The sequence below is a fragment of the Marinomonas sp. AWM4_232 genome, from assembly GCF_056158325.1.
Genome location: NZ_JBSWTA010000001.1, coordinates 462,501 through 480,537, shown reverse-complemented (window position 1 = coordinate 480,537; position 18,037 = coordinate 462,501). Strand labels below are relative to the sequence as shown.

Genomic DNA, 18,037 nt, shown 5'->3' with positions numbered 1-18,037 from the left:
GCATAGCGTGCCATGCATCGCTCATTAACGCCAATTACTGAAATAGGGGAATCGCAGTGCATAGTGTTATACATAATTTAATTGAGTTACTCACTTTGAATCGTGTGTCTGACACACAATTTGTCGGTAAGAGTCAAGATTTAGGCTTTCCCAAGGTGTTTGGAGGTCAGGTTGTGGGGCAGTCGCTAAGTGCCGCAGCACAAACTGTTCCTGAAGATCGCTTCCCTCACTCATTACATAGTTACTTTATTCGTCCAGGCGACGCAAAGCAAACAATTGATTATGACGTAGAAACCGTTCGTGATGGGGGCAGTTTCAGTGTTCGACGTGTGATTGCACGTCAGAATGGTGACACGATCCTAGTTATGACTGCATCCTTTCAAAAGTTTGAAGATGGTCTATCACATCAAGAAGCTATGCCGAATGTGCCGGGGCCTGAAAACTTCAAATCAGAGTTGAGCCTTTTCCAAAGGCATGCTGAGGAAATCCCTGAACGTATTCGAAGTCTATTAACGGCGGAAAGACCAATCGAATACCGTATTGTCGAAAATCAAAACCCATTTCGCCCGCGCCCAGGCTTACCTGCGCGACATATGTGGATTCGAAGTGTGTCGCCATTACCTGATAACGAGCTAGTGCATCAGTCAATGCTGGCCTATACCACGGATTATGGCTTTTTGGAGACCGCACTTCAGCCCCATGGTATTTCCATCGGCAACCCAGGTCTTCAAATTGCAAGTTTGGACCACTCCATTTGGTTCCATCGACCATTTCGACTAGATGACTGGTTGTTGTATGTGGCCGACAGTCCATCTGCATCCGGAGCTCGGGGCTTTGTACGTGGGAAAATCTTTGACAGAGAAGGTAACCTCGTTGCTTCAACGGCACAAGAAGGCTTAATTCGATTGATGCAAAAATAAATTGTAACAAAGTGTAACAATTCTATTTGGAGTGTTGTGGTTGTGTTAACTTTGATCGATTGTTTATTTAACTAAAATAAATATTTCGACAAGTCTATAAATCGGTAAGGCTTCTCGCTCTCATAAGGATATAAAAGGGTTTAGCGTGGTACCTCGGAGAAATGTCTCGCATTTTGTTCTAAGCAAGCTATTTGCCTGTTACCTTTTTGTGGCAGGCATAGCCTTGGCTGGTTTTTTTTTATGGTCACACCAACAGCTAGAGCAGCGACATCAAACGGTTATTGAGCAACTTCAGAGCGGTTTTATAGACATCATCGAGCAATCCAATAAGGATTTCAGTGAGGTCACGAAAAGTCTTGCGTTGGGCTTGCGGTTTTCGAAGGAAAATGGTGTTCCGATTGAATCTGTTTCGTTATTTGATGCAGGGGGCAAGGAGCTGATTCATTGGCCTAGTCACGTCACCTTAGAAGAGTCGAATCAGCCTTCCTATACTTTCCAATCTGCTTCAGGCGAAATTTACCAGCTATTCGTAAGGTTCTCTGATGCCTCTTTTTCTGGATTTGTTATCCATCACTTCTTCCCTATCATTGGGCTTCTATTCTTTCAGCTAGCGCTTTTGTTACTGACCTTAAAGATCCTTATAAACCGAAGTTTAGACGGCGTCTTTAGTGGCTTTATGAGGGAGTTAAGTCTGATTAATTTACGCCATCCAGAACCACTACAAGCGGATGCATTTTTAGGCCAGTTTGCTGAATACCGTCAGATGCTTGCTGGAGTAAATCGCGTGATTCTATCGTTGGCAAAGTCTCGTGAAGAACTGTCGGATATTAACCAAGTGTTGGAGTCTCGTATTCATTCCAAAACGGCTGCACTTGAAGAGAGAAACCTAGAGCTGGTTGAACTCAATAAGCAGTTGTCTGTTATTGCTAACACGGATGCACTCACTCAGGTCTACAATCGAACTCGCTTTGATACATTATTCAGTGAGCATGTTGCAGTTGCCAGTAGGCGCAACACACCTTTGGCACTTCTATTAGTCGATTTAGATGATTTTAAGAAAGTGAATGATCACTATGGCCACCAAGTGGGGGATCATGTGCTAAAGCATGCCGCTCGGATCATTCAAGAGGTTGTTTCTGAAGAAGGTGTCGTGGCTCGCTGGGGAGGGGAGGAGTTCGCGGTGTTGCTACCTTACTTCGATATCATGATGGCTGAAAAGAAAGCTGAACAACTCCGTTCAGTGATGGCTGCCACCCACTTTGAGGCGCAATCTATTCAAGTCACAGCGAGCATTGGGGTTGCACAATTGAGCCAACAAGAAACCGCCGCACAGTTGCTTAAACGTGCTGATGATGCGTTATATGATGCGAAAGGCAGTGGTCGTAATCGAGTTATCATTGCTTATTTAGAAAACAGTCACACCCAACTTGAAATCATTGCGCTCAAAGAGGGGGAGTTTGTTGAGGTGTTTGATGTTGAGACAGAGCCCAATCCAGATGAATTCGAAGCTTCTCAGAAGCTGTCAACTTAGCATCTTCTAATGCTTCAATAATATCGATCCGTGTGGGAGCGTTTCCTAGCGCGACTGCAATATTCCTACGCCAGTTTTCATAACCAGTTCGTCTGATGGGCGAGCCTTCCGTGTTTTTAAGAAAGGTATCCTCATCCCATTTGAACAATGTGAGTAGATCTTCGTTATCTAAGTTGTGTCGAGGTTGGAAATCTTGCTCTTGACTGTGTTTAGCAAACTTTGTCCACGGACACACCAGCTGACAGTCATCGCAGCCAAAAATGCGGTTGCCCATCTTTGAACGCAATTCTTCGGGAATGATCCCATCGTATTCAATGGTTAGGTATGAAATGCATTTGCTTGCATCCAGAACCCAAGGTTCAACAAATGCGTTGGTAGGGCATTTATCAAGGCAAGCGCTACAACTACCGCAGTGACGTTTTGCAGTCGGTTTATCAACTGGAAGTGGGAGGTTGGTGAACACCTCTCCCAGTAAGAACCAGCTACCAGCTTTGGGTGACAGTAATAAGGTGTTTTTACCGATCCAGCCCATGCCTGCCTGCTCTGCTATTTGGCGCTCTAAAATAGGCGCACTGTCAACAAATGCTCTGTATCCATGTTCCCCTACTGCTAGCTCAATTTTCTTAGCCAATTGGGTTAGGCGTTTACGAATTAATTTATGATAATCGCGGCCTAGTGCGTAGCGTGCAACATAACCTTTGTCTTTGGTTTGTAGGCGTTTTACCGTTTCAACAGACTCAGGCAAGTAAGCCATGTTTAAGCTGATGACACGTTGTGTGCCACTATGCAAGCTGGCTGGTGAGAAGCGTAAATCAGTGTGGTTGGCGAGATATTCCATCTCTCCGTGATAACCTTCATCGAGCCAAGCTTGAAAACCTTCTCGATATTGCTCAAGTTCGGGGTCGACGATACGGCATTCGCTAAAGCCGAATTCCAAAGCCCATGATTTAATGTCTTGAGCGAGTTGCTGTAATTCAAGTTCTGAGAGAGAAGGCACGATTTATTGAATGTCGATTTTGCACAAAAATAGTGCGGTGGTGTGAAGCTGGGCAGGGGCGCGCCCCTGCAAGCTGGAGTACTTAGTAAAGGTTGCTATCGCTCTTAACCGTATCCATCAGTAATTTAATGAATAAACGATCAGCGTCTGAATGCTCTTCAGGGATTTTCAGTGTCGTCTGACTTGAAACTGCTTCTGCGATGACTTGGTAAGCATTAGGTTCATTGATATGCTCTTTGGCAATACGAACCAATTCTCCTGCCAATTCCGGTTCCATAAGAATTTTACGGAAGCAACGTAGAAACTCATCAATAATACGTTGTTGATTCAGTTGTGAAGCCATAGTGGTAACTCCTTAATTTACAATGTAAGTATGACACCATGAAAGCCGCTGTAGAGCAAGAAGAATGGCGTTTTGTGGTGCTTTTTCATTGACACATTATGGTACGCCTGACAAAATGGAGTAATACGTCAGCAATACCCCGCTGACATCTCTTCTGATGGTGGCCAACAGCCCCTTTCTATACGACTAGAGTATAGTCGTTACACAAAGTGTTGTGAGTAGAATTTTTACAAGCAGCGCTTCCCTCGCGAAAAGACGCGGGCAGTGTCAAAACTGCGATTTCTTGCGTTTGAGTGTTCCTTGATTTCAGGCATCTCATTTGTTTTGCAAACTTCGTTTTATCAACTTTTATCTGAGCTTGGTATGCGGTTACAATAGCTGCACCAAAATAGCAGATTGATGAACACTATAGAGGTTAACAAGGTGGAGTTATTATCCGGTGGTGAAATGATCGCCCGCTTTCTCAAAGATGAGGGAGTAGAATACATATATGGTTATCCAGGTGGTGCAGCCCTGCACATTTATGATGCATTGCATCGCCAATCTGATGTCAAGCATGTCCTCGTTCGTCACGAGCAAGCTGCGACACACATGGCTGACGGTTACGCACGTGCGACTGGTAAACCTGGGGTCGTCCTCGTCACCTCTGGTCCTGGCGCGACCAATACTGTGACAGGTATTGCGACAGCATTCATGGACTCCATCCCTATGGTGGTCATCTGTGGTCAGGTAATGAGCTACTTGATTGGTGAAGATGCGTTCCAAGAAACAGACATGATTGGTGTTTCTCGTCCAATCGTAAAGCATAGCTTCAGTGTTAAGCACCCGTCTGAAATTCCAGGTGTATTGAAGAAAGCTTTCTACATTGCGAGTTCCGGTCGTCCTGGCCCAGTGGTTGTTGATATTCCAAAAGATATGACCATGCCGAATGAGAAGTTTGAATACAACTACCCAGAGTCTGTATCGCTTCGCTCTTACACTCCGCCAGCAAAAGGTCATAGTGGGCAAATTAAAAAAGCCGTTGACTTGTTACTAGCCGCAAAGCGACCAATGATTTATGCCGGTGGTGGTGTGATCATGGGTGGAGGCTCTGAATTATTGACCAAATTGGCGCAACAGCTTGAGTACCCAGTTACCAATACCCTGATGGGGTTAGGTGGTTACCCTGCAACGGACGATCAATTTGTCGGTATGCTTGGAATGCACGGCTCCTATGAAGCCAACCAAGCAATGCATCACAGTGATTTGATTCTTGCGATCGGTGCACGTTTTGATGACCGTGTAACCAACGATCCTGACAAGTTCTGTCCAAGTGCGAAAATCATTCATATTGATATTGATCCAGCATCTATTTCAAAAACGATCCGTGCGGATGTACCGATTGTTGGTCCTGTTATTCAGGTACTTGAAGAGATGTTGTCGTTAATTGATGACGCGCCAGCACGTTCCAATAAAGAAGCGATCAATAACTGGTGGAAGCAGATCAATGAATGGCGCCAAGTTCATGGCGGTCGCTACGATACGTCCAGTGATAAGATTAAGCCTCAAGCAGCCGTTGAAGCTTGCTGGAGAGCAACCAATGGTGATGCGTTTGTTGCGTCTGACGTTGGTCAGCATCAGATGTTCACAGCACAGTATTATAAGTTCGCTAAGCCGTACCGTTGGATTAATTCTGGAGGTCTAGGCACGATGGGCTTCGGTCTGCCAGCAGCAATGGGTGTCAAGATGAACTTCCCTGAAGAGACTGTAGTGTGTGTAACAGGTGAAGGTAGTATCCAGATGAACATCCAGGAGCTATCAACGTGTCTGCAATACGGTTTACCAGTGAAAATTCTTTGTTTGAACAACGGTTACCTAGGAATGGTTCGCCAATGGCAAGACATGAACTACGAAGGCCGTCACTCAAACTCGTACCTAGATTCATTGCCTGAATTTAAGACACTGATGGACGCTTATCGTCACAAGTACGTAGAAATTCGTACGAAAGACGAGCTTGATGCGAAGATGGAAGAAGCGTTCGCGATGAAAGATCAGCTTGTATTCATCAACTGTTATGTAGACCCTGAGGAACACGTATACCCAATGCAAGTACCACGCGGTTCTATGCGTGATATGTTCCTAAGCAAAACGGAGCGAACTTAATATGCGACACATTATCTCAGTTTTAATGGAAAACGAACCGGGTGCTTTGTCGCGTGTTGTTGGCCTGTTCTCTCAGCGTAACTTCAACATCGAATCATTGAACGTAGCGCCGACAGATGATCCAACATTGTCTCGACTAACGCTAACAACATTTGGTTCTGATCAAGTGGTTGAGCAAATTACTAAACAGCTTAATAAGCTGATTGACGTAGTTAAGTTGGTGGACTTGACCGAAGGTCAACACATCGAGCGTGAAATGATGCTAGTAAAAATTCGTGCATCTGGTGCTCAGCGTGCGGAAGTGAAGCGTACAGTGGATATTTTCCGCGGCAACATCATCGATATGACACCTTCGATCTACACAGTACAGATTGTGGGTGAATCAGATAAGCTTGATGGCTTTTTGCAGGCTCTTGGTGGTATGCACATTCTTGAAGTGGTTCGTACGGGGGTTTCTGGTATCGCTCGTGGTGAGAAAACCTTGTCTCTATAAGGTTTACCTGTAATTACCTTTTTAAAAACGCGCCCATGGCGCGTTTCAGAGTATCGATAAACCCCAGTTTTTTGCTGGGGTTTTGTTTTTATGGCATTGAATTTTAAAAGCGAGCACTTGATCGCTGGATTTAGTCTGTGTCTCTTCTAATCCATCTCTGAGAGGTGTCGGAGCACTTAAAGTCCATTTCAAACGGCTTTTTAAGCAAGATAGACCCTTAACTAAGCATTAGGGCGATCTTTTTCATATTCTGAGCAGCCGCTGTCAGTAGACACTGCGAAGAGACCTTGTCTATTCCTCTAAATCTCGCATAGCGATACCCGTGTAGTTCTTTCGCGTCCGCAAAACTTCGTTCTACTGTTTCCTTTCGCCTTGCATAAATAATCTTTCCTGCAGGTGTTAAACGGTGTGCATTCACTCGCTCTTTGCTGTCTTCCCAGACATGCCGGGTGACGGTTTTCACGGAGTCTTTATTGGTTGTGCAGCGCTTCTTCTCTGGGCAGCCCTGACAGATTTTGCTGTCTGAGCCGTAATGACGATAGCCTTCTCGCGATGTGGTTTTGTAAATCAGTGACTGGCTTTGTGGACAGATATATACATCATTCGTAGCATCGTATTGATACTCTCGCTTATAGAAGAAGCCCTTTTTATGAGTGGGCCGTCGATAGCCCATCACCGCATAAATGTGTCTCTCTTCGAGCCCATGGCAAACTGCCGCAGTAAAGTAGCCTGCATCTAGACCAACCGATGTGATGAAGAACTTAAAGCGATCTTTCATTCGATCCAGCCGTTCTAAATATGGTACGGCATCATGCACATTGCCTGCTGTGACATGGACATCGGTAATGATGTTGCAACGCGCATCAACGGTTCGATGATCAAGATAGAAGAACCCTTTCGGCTTAGTATCACGTACCATGTAGCCACTTTCAGGATCGGTCGTACTCTGCTTTATCTCTCGTGTTTTATCTTTTGCCTTTTCTGGGGGTAAAGGCTTTTTTCCATGAGCAATTCGGTCCTCCTCAACCGCTTGATCCAATTCATCCATATACGCCTGACGAGATTGCTCAACCAACACTTTTTGAAAATGTTTTTTGTTGGCATTAGCTTTTAGGTGTGTGGAGTCGGTGTAGAAGGTATGACCACTGACGAGTTTTTCTTTCATGGCTTGAAGAACGATCTCATCAAAGATCTTTTGGTAGATATCAGACTCTTTAAAACGCCGAGTTCGATTGGCACTCAGGGTTGAAGCATCGGGTACTTTGTCCGTTAGACCTAAACCAAGGAACCAACGATAAGCTACATTGACTTGAACGTCACGAATGAGCTGACGCTCACTACGTATTCCAAAGAGGTAGCCGATGAACAACAACTTGAACATAAGTGTGGGATCAAGGGCAGGACGACCGTTGTCTGCACAGTAAAATTCCTTCACTAAGTCATGTAGGAAGGTAAAGTCGATAGTTCGATCAATCTTACGAAGAAGATGATCACTTGGAACGAGTTCATCAATGGAGACAAACTCTAGAGTCGATTGGGTTTGGGGGCGTTCTTTTAGCATGAGGTTATTATAAAAAGTCCCCGCACGAAGGCGAGGACTTTATCAGCAGTCTGAAACGCGCCCATGGCGCGTTTTTTATGCGTCCAATTTTGCCCAGAGTTTCAACATATTACTGATATCTCTTGGCATAGCGCTGACAATTGTTCAATGAATTGTCAGGCCTGACAATATTCAGTGCTTACTAGGAGTAAAAGCGTAACCGTCTGTTCCTTGGTTTATTTTTTTCGATAAGTAGCCACAATGAAATACACATTCATTGAAACAGGACGATACTATGAACACTTCAACAGCATTTAAAAACACAGCATCAATGGTTAAAAAAGGCGCTCTTGCAACGGCGATTGCGGCAACCACTTTAGTTGGGAATTCTGCCTATGCAGATGATCTTGCCTGTGCTCGGGTTGCGGGGAACGAAGCCGCTGTTGAGATCGCGAAAGCGCAAGAGGATTGGAGCGAAATTTTTACGACTGAAGCCGAGCTAGCTGCTGCCAAAACCGAGTGCTTTATTGATAAACACATAACCTCTAACGACACAGATGAAAACTGGGAAGAAATTAAGGATGACTTCCAAGAAGGTATGGCAGACCTTCATGATGAGTTCGAGGAACAAGTAGACAATGCTAAAGATGTCTATGAAGATGCTAAAGATAAGGCTGAAACAGATAAAGCACTAGCTGAGGCTGAAGAAACGTACGACGAGACGATGGAAGAAATTACCGACACTTACCAAGACTCAGTCGCGGCATTGAAAGATAAGTTAGGACTAAACGAGTCATAACCTAGAAAGTGTTTGTGTTTTGAATGGCCACCTTTTAGGTGGCCATTTTGCATTGAATAGTAGTGCTTTTATAAAAAGACTTTTCCATGCTATCGTGCTGTGAGTTTCAAAATGTAAGGTTCACAAGTGGATAAGATTAATTGGAAGTTGTTGAAGGCTTTAGAAGAGAATGCTCGCTTGAGTTATTCAGAGCTTGCTAAGTTAGTTCATTTATCTGCTCCCGCTGTTGCTGAGCGCATTAAAAAACTGGAAGAGCATGGAGTTATTACAGGCTATCGAGCAACCATTAACCTTGAAAAAGCGGGTATTCCCATCACTGCATTGGTTGAGTGCGAGGTTTACCGTACGCGAGAACGAGCCTTTAAGGAGCTAGTTCTCAGCCTTGATGAAGTGGTGGATTGCTATAACATCACTGGACCATCGGCCTTTATCCTACGTGTTGCGGTATCTTCCATGTCTCGTTTGGATGTTTTGCTAGAGCGGTTGATTGATTTGAGCGACACCAAGACCATGATGATTATGTCACAGCCTGTTGATCGTGAGATGCCGTTCAATATTGAAAGTGTTACAAGCTCACTTCCTTAGTGGGTTCCAGTTTAACGGTCCTGCGTGGCCACTGACTCGCAATCATTCCAGCGAATATTAAGGCACAGCCGAACAGCGCTCGATCACTTAATACCTCTCCCATTAGTAGCCAACCGCCCAGTACGGCAAAGACTGCTTCCATAGATAGAATCAAAGCAGTACTGCTGGGGCTGACGTTACGTTGTCCAAGTGTCTGCAGTGTGAATGCGATACCTGATGACGCCACTCCTGCATAAACCAGTGGCCACCAAGCCAGTTCGATAGAGCTAAGAGTTGGGTTTTCTAAGGTAAAAGCCGTTAGCGTTGCCCAGACTGTGGCGACAGCGAATTGCATAATTGACAATGGTAATGCCGGAAGAAAACGAGATAAGTAACTTATTAAGAGTACGTGTCCGGTCCAAAATAATGTACCAGCAAACTCAAGTGCATCGCCTTTGTTGATACTAAGGTTTGGTCCGATAGTGAGAATGTAAAAACCAACCAGTGCCACAGCGAGACCAGCCCAGGTCAAACGGTCTACCGTATACTTAAACAGCAGTCCCACCAATGGCACCATCACAATATACATACTAGTAATGAAACCAGCGTTACCCGCAGTGGTGTAGAGCAGTCCGGTTTGTTGAAATGTAAAGCCAAAGAACAACAAGGTTCCTGCTGCCGCGCCTCCTTTAAATAGAGCTGATTTGGAGTAAGGTGTTTTTACCTTAAAAACAAATAGGAGTGGGATTAAAGAGAGGGTGGCGAGTAGGAACCGAACGGCATTAAATGTATGCGGACCAATGACATCCATAGCGGTACTTTGTGCAACAAATGCAAATCCCCAAATGCAGGCGGTAAGCCATAAAAATAAGTGCGAAATAGACATGACAACCTCGTCTTTTATGAGTAGAGTTGCCGTCCATTTTAAGGTGGTGGGAGGCATTCGAAACAGTGTGAAACCTTCGAAAACAAAGCTCATTCCCTGCCTTTTCAAGTTTTTTAACAGTGTTTGCTTTGAAAACGAAAGCGTCAATTTAAGAGGTAAAAGAAACAATAGATGGCACTTGAACTTTGGCTAGCGGTAGCGCCTATTTTATTACTACTTTCTTTTGGGCCTGGTCCCAATAACTTTACAGCAATGTATAACGGTATTCGTGTTGGTGCGGGTTCTGCTGTGGTAGCTGTTGTAGGCAGAAATATTGCCTTTGGTCTGTTGATGCTGGTTTCAGCATTAGGGCTAGGCGCGGTCATTGTTTCGTCGGCATTTTGGTTTAATGTCGTGAAATGGCTAGGTGTGATCTATTTGTTTTATATTGGTGTTAAAGCTTGGGTAAATGCTTCCAATAGCTTGTCAGACATGGAAGAGGGGGGCGTAGTCGTACCTAGCTCTCACATGAGCCGTATACGCCAAGAGTTTATGATTGCGATCAGTAACCCAAAAGCCATCTTGATTTTTACTGCCATTTTCCCTCAGATGCTGGATCTTTCGGAGCCTGTTACACAGCAGTTTTTGGTGATGGGCGTAACGTTTATGGCGACAGAGTTTATTGCGGCGTTTTTCTATGCGTTAGGTGGACGTCAGTTGCGTCGACTGATTCGTAGCCCTAAAGGCATGACCAATCTAAATCGAGGGATGGGAGGGATATTTGTTCTGGCCAGCGCCTTTTTAGCAACGGCTTCCAGAGTGTAGAAGCAAAGTTAAAGCAGTTAAAATGAAAAGAGGGAGCCAATGGCTCCCTCTTTGCTATCAAGGCCGATTCATTAAGAGTGTTCTGCAAGAAACTCTTCAGACAAGTACAGCTCTTGATTGCTGTTTACTTTTACGTCACGACTTAGAATGTTTTTCGCGATTTGCTTAGCTTCTTCTAAAGAATGCATAGTGTAAGTGCCACACTGGTATTCGTTTAGCTCAGGGATATCTTCTTTCGCAGCAACGTTCAGCACGTCTTCCATGGCATCTTTCCAGCTTTGAGCAACGGTTTCTTCACTTGGCGTGCCGATAAGGCTCATGTAGAAGCCAGTTCGGCAACCCATTGGCGAGATGTCAATAATTTCAACGCTGTCACCGTTTAAGTGGTCACGCATAAAGCCTGCAAACAGATGCTCTAGAGTATGAATGCCTTTCTCAGAAAGGATTTCTTCATTCGGGATGCAAAAGCGCAAATCAAATACCGTGATGGTGTCGCCCTTTGGGGTTTCCATAGTTTTTGCAACGCGCACGGCAGGCGCATACATACGAGTGTGATCTACCCGAAAGCTGTCTAATAGTGGCATTTGAATTCTCTCCTATGCTCTCGCCAAGCAGCGGGCGAGGTGATTGTTTATGTCCGCTATTGTACATGAATTTTGTCTTCCATCATGGGGGGATTGCGAGTTTTTACATGTTCCCATGCCAGTGCAAGAGCGAAGACAAAACCAGCAAACCACATATTTTGACCTACAAATAATGCCATGATCAGGCAACTAATCGTCGCCAGGGCAGAGAGCCATCGGCGCTTTTGACCAAGTGATTTCAACGCAGTTGCGCAGGTTAGTAAGTAGATCAGTAAAAATGCGCCGTTGGTCATTTCTATGAGCCATTCCATTTGAGCACTGAAAAACTCAATGTATAGCAAGGATAGTAAACACATCACTCCAACAAAGGTAACGGCTCGTATTGGTGTACCTTGCTTTGATAGGGAAGCAAAGTAGCTTGGCAGTGCTTGTTGACTGGCCATAGATTGAACCATCCTTGCAAAACCCAAGATGTAAGCACCAACATTAGAAAACGCAATAACATAGGCGCCTAAGGCAAACCATCTGCGAGCCTCTTCACCCAGTAAAGCACCGACTAACAGAGCAAGGGATTGGCTGTTGGTCAGTTCATCACCGTAGACTTGATAGTGAGCAATCATTAACACGGTGGCTAAGTAGAGCAGTACAACTAATGCAATTCCGCCCAGTAGCGCAATTGGAAAGTCTCGGCTCGGGTTTTTAAACTCTGAACCCATGTGGGCCATGACCTCGATACCGAGGAAGCACCAAAAGATCGTCCCAGTTGCGAGCAAGGTGCTTTCCCATTCTCCCCAATTCGTAGGTTGCTGGACTGTCAGGTGACTGATGGATACATCGCTTAGAATAAAAAGTCCTAACACTGTACCAATGAGACAGACGACCACGCCCGTTTGAAAGTTAGCCGAGTTTTTCATGCCAGCTATGGAGAACAACAACATTCCTACCAAAGTGATACTACTTAATAGGAAAAGGCTACTTTCGGAAACATCTAGTACGATTGCAAGGTATGCGGCAGCCACTTTAATCGCAACAGCTGGGCCAACTAGCAAGATGCTTAAGAATAGCCAACCAACGGCTCTTTCTGCTTTTTGCCCAAGTACCTTGCCAATATAGTGAGAAGCACCGCCAGCGGAAGGAAAACGGCTCCCTAATAAGGAAAAAACAAATGCCACGGGGACAATGACTAACGCCGTTACAAGCCAAGCATAAAATGCAAAGCTTCCTGCTTGTGCAACAGACATAGCAGGTAAAATCATCAACCCGGTACCGACGAATGTGGTCACGGTCATTGCGATGCCTTGTATTGGGCCTAGAGTACGTTGGTATTGCATGCTTCATTCCTAATGAAAGTGCTTTGAATTTATCTTGTACAGGATAAAATGAGTGCGATAAGAATGCTTGAGTCACTTTGCGCCCATTTGATGACAATGTGTCGGTTTTGCCAGCAAAGTGACGGTGATAACAATAAGGTTGTTAGATGACTCTAGATCGCTATGACGAAAAGGTGCTTGCATTACTGGTGCAAGATGCTCGTTTGTCTGTATCCGATATTAGCCGCCAGGTGAATCTTTCTCGCTCTGCTGTTTCTGAACGTATAAAGCGGTTAGAGGAAGGGGGGGTGATTACAGGCTATCATGCCCATGTGTCAAAAATGGACCAAGATCTTATTTCGGCTTATTTGGCGTTAACCTTTAGGCCCTTATCTTGCGAACAAGTGCAGCCATATATCGACAAAATTCCAGAAGTAAAGCTGGCACATTCTATTAGCGGTGATATTGATCTGATGATTCTCGTGCAAGTACCGTCTATGAAGCGTTTGCATGAAATACGATTGGAAATGGACAGTTGGCCAAATATCGATAAGGTCATGACGCATATGTGTTTGGCTACACGACTGGATCGTTTGTAGTACACTGGTTGCGCTTAGCTTAATTGGCTTGTGTCTACTTGTTTTAGTATTTATGTAAACACAATCATCTATATGTCAGGGAGAGTGCTGTTCTGAAAGGCTTAGACTTCATCACACGTTGGCGTAATCGAGATATCGCAGCGGACGATTTACTGTTGTTATCTTTGCTGGCTATTGGATGTGGAGTCTTAAGTAGCTTAACAATGACCGGTATGATCGAGCTCCTGTATTGGTTGTCATCTGCTGTATTGCCATCCCATAGTGAAAACTATGAAGACTTATCGCCCAATTTTCGTTTCATCCTACCGGTTGCCGCATGTCTTATTTTGACGGTGTTTTGGTATTTGGTGCCAGAAAGAGGTTTGAAGGTTGGGATTCCTTACGTCGTAGAACGATTGAATTATCATCAAGGAAATTTGCGCTGGTTAAATGCTATTGTGCAATTCTTCGGCGCATTTATTGGTCTCTTTGGTGGTCTCTCAATTGGCAAGGAGGGGCCAGCTGTCCACATTGGTGCGACTTTTGGTAGTCGTCTTGCTCAGCGCTTTCGACTGTCTTACATTGGTGTGGATACGTTAGTTGCTTGTGGTGTGGCAGGTGCTATTGCAGCCGCTTTTCAGACTCCTCTAGCAGGTGTCTTGTTTGCTTACGAAGTAATCTTTCACGAATACCGGTTGCGACTTGTATTGCCTGTTTTATTGTCAGCCATCGTGGCAACGGCTATTAGTCAATGGATATTGGGACGTATTGAAATCTTTGAATTGCAGGCAGTTTTCATGCCTCTGTACGATTTAGAGATGCTCGCGGCTTATGCTGTGCTGTCTATTGGTGTCATTTTAGCCGCTGGGCTCTTCTATCAAGTTCAGCGTATTTTATGGAGTGTTGCCTACATTCCAGTATGGGCACGTTTTCTTGCAGTAGGTGTGTTAACTGGGGTGGTTGGTCTGTTCTACCCTCAAGTCCTAGGCAGTGGTTATGACACGCTAGACCTTCTTCTCACGGGTGAAGTGCTCGCAGTCTCTTTATTTGGTCTGATCTTGGCTAAAGTATTATTAACATCTATGTCGATTGGCTTAGGTATTCCTGGCGGTATGATTGGGCCAACGTTTGTTATTGGCGGGTTGTTGGGAGCTCAAATTGCCTTTTGGTTTGATACGCCTATTCCAATATCAGAGGAACTGGGGTTATTTGTGTTACTCGGAATGGCGGCTATGATGGGCACAGTGTTCCAAGCACCACTGACGGCCATTGTTGCCATGGTTGAAATGACTCATACTTCTGTTGCCATCCCTCCCGCTATCTTTGTTATTGTCTTATCTTGTATCACCGTCCGTTTGGTGTTTAAGCAGGATTCTATTTTCGTTGAGAGGATGCATTCACTGGGTATGGTTTCTGAATGGAGTCCTGTGCAACGTTTACTTAGACAACATGATGTGCGTAGTGTCGCGACCAAAGTTGATATCTTTCCTGAATTGCTGCATTTTGAACGAGTCCGAGACTTAGCGTCAGGTATGATAGACTATGTGGCCATCGAAAAAGGTGGGCATTACTTTGTTGTGTCAGTGACTTCGTTAGTAGAAGCTGTACAGACGTTAGATTTTGGCCCTCAGCCTTGGTTAATTGAAGATCAAAATCGTATTGCTATGTCTGTACTGCAGGCTGTTAACAGCACACAACTTCACGCATTGGACTCATCACTCTCTTTGGCTGAGTTGTTAAGTTGGCTGCATCAGAATGAGCAGCATCAAGTGTTGGTCAATTTCTCGCAGCAAGAAGAGCTTTGGTTGGTAACATCACAACAACTCGATCAAATGTTATTAAAGGGGTAAGCATGCTTTGGGTTAAAGCATTTCATATTATTTCAGTAGTTTGTTGGTTTGCAGCACTGTTTTATTTGCCACGATTGTTTGTTTACCATGCTGATGCAAAAGATCATGAGAGCATAGAGCGTTTTAAAATTATGGAGCGTAAGCTCTATCGTGGCATCATGACACCATCGGCGATCGCGACCGTTGTATTAGGCTTTTGGGTGGTTTCTTACAATACTGAGTACTATTTTAGTTCCGGTTGGTTTCATGCAAAAATGCTGCTCGTTGCTTTGCTGCTAGGCTATCACCATGCCTGCGGTCGTATGCTGAAAAAGTTTGCGAATGATCAAAATACACGCAGTCACAAGTTTTACCGTTGGTTTAACGAATTTCCCGTTCTAATTCTCATCGGCGTTTGTATTCTCGTCGTAGTTAGACCATTTTAATTTACCGAATTTATGGATCACATTATGAGTCGTTCAGAAGAATTATATTCTCGTGCCCAAAAACACATTCCTGGTGGCGTTAACTCACCAGTTCGAGCATTTAATGGTGTGGGGGGATCGCCTGTTTTCTTTCAAAAAGGAGAGGGTGCTTATGTATACGATGAAGATGGCAAGCGCTACATCGATTATGTTGGTTCATGGGGACCAATGATTTTGGGGCACTCGCACCCAGATGTTATGAGTGCTGTGCGTAAACAATTGGATTATGGTTTGAGTTTTGGTGCCCCTACGGAAGTAGAAATCACTATGGCTGATAAAGTATGCGAGCTTGTGCCATCAATGGACATGGTGCGCATGGTGAATTCTGGCACCGAAGCAACGATGAGCGCGATTCGTCTAGCTCGGGGCTATACTGGCCGAGATAAGATCGTTAAATTTGAAGGCTGTTACCACGGTCACTCAGATTCTTTATTAGTGAAAGCAGGCTCTGGTGCTTTGACTCTTGGCGTACCGAACTCTCCAGGCGTACCAGCGGATCTTGCGCAGCATACAATCACGTTGCAGTTTAACGACATTGAAGAAGTAAAAGCCTGCTTTGCAGACATTGGTGATCAGATTGCTTGTATCATCGTTGAACCTGTTGCCGGCAATATGAACTGTATTCCTCCCGTTGCAGGCTTCTTAGAAACGTTGCGAGAAGTTTGTGATCAATCTGGCGCAGTGCTTATTTTTGATGAGGTGATGACAGGTTTTCGCGTTGCCTTGGGTGGTGCACAAGAGAAGTTCAACATCAAGCCTGACCTAACGACATTGGGTAAAGTCATTGGTGCTGGTATGCCAGTAGGTGCCTTTGGCGGTAAGCGTGAGATTATGGAATACATTGCGCCGCTTGGCCCTGTTTATCAAGCCGGTACGTTGTCAGGTAACCCTGTTGCGATGGTGGCAGGCCTTGCTGTTTTGAATAAGATCAGTGAGCCAGAGTTTCATAAGACATTGGAAGCGAAAACCGTAGCGCTGATGGAAGGTATTCAAGCCGCTGCAGATGAGTTAAACGTGCCGCTTGTTACGGTTTGTGCAGGGGGCGGTATGTTTGGTCTATTCTTCACAGAGCAAGAGCGCGTAACTACATTTGCAGATGTGCAAAAGTGTGACACGGAGAAATTTAAGGTATTCTTCCATCACCTTCTAGAAGAGGGGGTGTATCTTGCTCCGTCTGCATTTGAGGCTGGTTTTACATCACAGGCTCACAACGATGAAGACATTGCCTACACTGTTGCTGCGGCAAAGCGCGCGCTAGCGAAATTAGTTTAATCATTGGAGAACCTTAATGAAGGTGGATGATATGCCTGTCGAAGAAACTGAAAAAGACCTTCCTAAGGATGGAGTGGACGAAGGCAGCGCAACCGCAACAGAGAAACGACCGCGTAGAGGCGTTTACTTGTTGCCAAATTTATTTACCACCGCGGCTTTATTTTCTGGCTTCTATGCCATTATTGCAGCCATGAATGGTAATTTTATTCAAGCATCTGTCGCGATCTTTATTTCTATGGTGCTTGATGGTTTGGATGGTCGAATTGCTCGTTTAACTCGTACTCAAAGTGCTTTTGGTGCCGAATATGATTCGCTAGCCGATATGGTTTCGTTTGGTATTGCTCCTGCATTAATTGCGTTTACTTGGGCGCTTGCGCCTTTGGGTAAAGTGGGTTGGATTGCAGCATTTATATATGCGGTAGGTGCTGCATTACGTTTGGCTCGTTTTAATACCATGATTGGTAGTCAAGACAAACGTTATTTCACTGGAATGCCTAGCCCTTCTGCTGCGGCGATAGTTGCTGGTGTTATTTGGGCCTCTGAAAGTGCAGGCATCTCAGGCGCTGATATGGCGACACTGATGACGTTGCTAGTACCTGTAACAGGTCTATTAATGGTGAGCAATGTGAAATACCGAAGCTTCAAGGATTTGAACATTAAAGGGCGTGTTCCTTTTGTTGTTCTACTAATAGCTGTGCTTGTATTAGTTCTTATTGCACTTGAGCCTGCGCTTGTTCTCGCTGGCGTATTCTGTGCTTATGGTTTATGGGGGTTGCTAGGGATTTTCATTAAGCAGCTTCGATAACAAACGGTTTGAGATTCAAAAGCCCTCTACTTAACTAAGTAGCGGGCTTTTTGCTTTCAGGGCCTTGGTTTTATGGGGAGAAGGCTTATTTTACAAAGGTTTTGGTTGATTATTGATCGATTGGTGTGTGTTTCTGGTTGATAAGTAAACAGATT

At 44.7% G+C, this 18,037-nt stretch carries 18 protein-coding genes; 12 read left to right on the top strand and 6 right to left on the bottom strand.

What is annotated here, in order from left to right; genetic code table 11:
* The first annotated feature begins 56 nt into the window (after nt 1-56).
* Both tesB and ACXAC1_RS02235 read left to right on the top strand, forming a co-directional pair.
* Nucleotides 57-920, top strand: a complete 864-nt coding sequence (gene tesB / locus ACXAC1_RS02240; protein WP_133562805.1) for an acyl-CoA thioesterase II — start codon at nt 57-59, stop codon at nt 918-920.
* Nucleotides 921-1,143: 223 nt separating this feature from the next.
* On the top strand, nt 1,144-2,451 hold the full coding sequence (locus ACXAC1_RS02235; RefSeq protein ID WP_475058288.1) for a GGDEF domain-containing protein: 1,308 nt from the start codon (nt 1,144-1,146) through the stop codon (nt 2,449-2,451).
* Here ACXAC1_RS02235 and queG read toward each other — a convergent pair.
* Both queG and ACXAC1_RS02225 read right to left on the bottom strand, forming a co-directional pair.
* Nucleotides 2,363-3,451, bottom strand: a complete 1,089-nt coding sequence (gene queG / locus ACXAC1_RS02230) for a tRNA epoxyqueuosine(34) reductase QueG (RefSeq protein ID WP_475063768.1) — start codon at nt 3,449-3,451, stop codon at nt 2,363-2,365. The two genes, ACXAC1_RS02235 and queG, sit on opposite strands and share 89 nt — an antisense overlap.
* A 79-nt stretch (nt 3,452-3,530) precedes the next feature.
* Nucleotides 3,531-3,791 carry a hypothetical protein gene (locus ACXAC1_RS02225; protein ID WP_133562813.1) on the bottom strand — a complete coding sequence of 87 codons (261 nt, stop codon included), beginning with the start codon at nt 3,789-3,791 and terminating at the stop codon, nt 3,531-3,533.
* 423 nt (nt 3,792-4,214) lie between these two features.
* Here ACXAC1_RS02225 and ACXAC1_RS02220 point away from each other — a divergent pair, with 423 nt between their 5' ends.
* Together ACXAC1_RS02220 and ilvN are read left to right on the top strand one after the other, a co-directional pair.
* Complete coding sequence (locus tag ACXAC1_RS02220; protein WP_475063766.1) at nt 4,215-5,933, top strand: acetolactate synthase 3 large subunit; 1,719 nt, start codon at nt 4,215-4,217, stop codon at nt 5,931-5,933.
* A gap of 1 nt (nt 5,934) precedes the next feature.
* Nucleotides 5,935-6,426, top strand: a complete 492-nt coding sequence (gene ilvN, locus ACXAC1_RS02215; RefSeq protein ID WP_475058285.1) for an acetolactate synthase small subunit — start codon at nt 5,935-5,937, stop codon at nt 6,424-6,426.
* A 217-nt stretch (nt 6,427-6,643) separates the two neighbouring features.
* On the opposite strand, the gene ACXAC1_RS02210 is transcribed toward ilvN, so the two are convergent.
* Nucleotides 6,644-7,987: an IS1182 family transposase gene (locus ACXAC1_RS02210; protein WP_475058283.1), complete on the bottom strand. Its 1,344-nt coding sequence runs from the start codon at nt 7,985-7,987 to the stop codon at nt 6,644-6,646.
* A 274-nt stretch (nt 7,988-8,261) separates the two neighbouring features.
* Between ACXAC1_RS02210 and ACXAC1_RS02205 the strand changes: the two genes are divergently transcribed.
* Both ACXAC1_RS02205 and ACXAC1_RS02200 read left to right on the top strand, forming a co-directional pair.
* Complete coding sequence (locus tag ACXAC1_RS02205) at nt 8,262-8,765, top strand: hypothetical protein (protein ID WP_475058280.1); 504 nt, start codon at nt 8,262-8,264, stop codon at nt 8,763-8,765.
* 126 nt (nt 8,766-8,891) lie between these two features.
* Nucleotides 8,892-9,350, top strand: coding sequence for an Lrp/AsnC family transcriptional regulator (locus tag ACXAC1_RS02200; RefSeq protein ID WP_475058277.1), 459 nt, complete (start codon nt 8,892-8,894; stop codon nt 9,348-9,350).
* Here the strand turns inward: ACXAC1_RS02200 and ACXAC1_RS02195 are convergent.
* Nucleotides 9,331-10,215, bottom strand: a complete 885-nt coding sequence (locus ACXAC1_RS02195) for a DMT family transporter (RefSeq protein ID WP_475058275.1) — start codon at nt 10,213-10,215, stop codon at nt 9,331-9,333. The two genes, ACXAC1_RS02200 and ACXAC1_RS02195, sit on opposite strands and share 20 nt — an antisense overlap.
* Nucleotides 10,216-10,386: 171 nt before the next feature.
* On the opposite strand from ACXAC1_RS02195, the gene ACXAC1_RS02190 reads away from it, so the two are divergent.
* On the top strand, nt 10,387-11,019 hold the full coding sequence (locus tag ACXAC1_RS02190; protein WP_475058272.1) for a LysE family translocator: 633 nt from the start codon (nt 10,387-10,389) through the stop codon (nt 11,017-11,019).
* Nucleotides 11,020-11,090: 71 nt separating this feature from the next.
* Here the strand turns inward: ACXAC1_RS02190 and luxS are convergent, their stop codons facing one another.
* Both luxS and yjeH read right to left on the bottom strand, forming a co-directional pair.
* Nucleotides 11,091-11,603: an S-ribosylhomocysteine lyase gene (luxS, locus tag ACXAC1_RS02185; RefSeq protein ID WP_228191627.1), complete on the bottom strand. Its 513-nt coding sequence runs from the start codon at nt 11,601-11,603 to the stop codon at nt 11,091-11,093.
* Between the two features lie 56 nt (nt 11,604-11,659).
* The gene (gene yjeH / locus ACXAC1_RS02180; RefSeq protein ID WP_228191626.1) at nt 11,660-12,934 is read right to left on the bottom strand and encodes an L-methionine/branched-chain amino acid transporter; all 1,275 of its coding nucleotides are present in this window, start codon (nt 12,932-12,934) and stop codon (nt 11,660-11,662) included.
* 146 nt (nt 12,935-13,080) lie between these two features.
* On the opposite strand from yjeH, the gene ACXAC1_RS02175 reads away from it, so the two are divergent.
* The 5 genes from ACXAC1_RS02175 (at nt 13,081) to pssA (ending at nt 17,882) form a co-directional block, all read left to right on the top strand.
* Nucleotides 13,081-13,512, top strand: coding sequence for an Lrp/AsnC family transcriptional regulator (locus tag ACXAC1_RS02175; protein ID WP_475058269.1), 432 nt, complete (start codon nt 13,081-13,083; stop codon nt 13,510-13,512).
* Nucleotides 13,513-13,715: 203 nt separating this feature from the next.
* Nucleotides 13,716-15,341: a chloride channel protein gene (locus ACXAC1_RS02170; RefSeq protein ID WP_475058265.1), complete on the top strand. Its 1,626-nt coding sequence runs from the start codon at nt 13,716-13,718 to the stop codon at nt 15,339-15,341.
* 2 nt (nt 15,342-15,343) lie between these two features.
* On the top strand, nt 15,344-15,766 hold the full coding sequence (gene hemJ, locus ACXAC1_RS02165) for a protoporphyrinogen oxidase HemJ (protein WP_475058262.1): 423 nt from the start codon (nt 15,344-15,346) through the stop codon (nt 15,764-15,766).
* Nucleotides 15,767-15,790: 24 nt separating this feature from the next.
* A complete protein-coding gene (gene hemL, locus ACXAC1_RS02160) occupies nt 15,791-17,077 on the top strand; it encodes a glutamate-1-semialdehyde 2,1-aminomutase (protein WP_228191623.1) in 1,287 nt (428 codons plus the stop codon).
* Between the two features lie 16 nt (nt 17,078-17,093).
* Nucleotides 17,094-17,882 carry a CDP-diacylglycerol--serine O-phosphatidyltransferase gene (gene pssA / locus ACXAC1_RS02155; protein ID WP_475058259.1) on the top strand — a complete coding sequence of 263 codons (789 nt, stop codon included), beginning with the start codon at nt 17,094-17,096 and terminating at the stop codon, nt 17,880-17,882.
* Nucleotides 17,883-18,037: the final 155 nt, after the last annotated feature.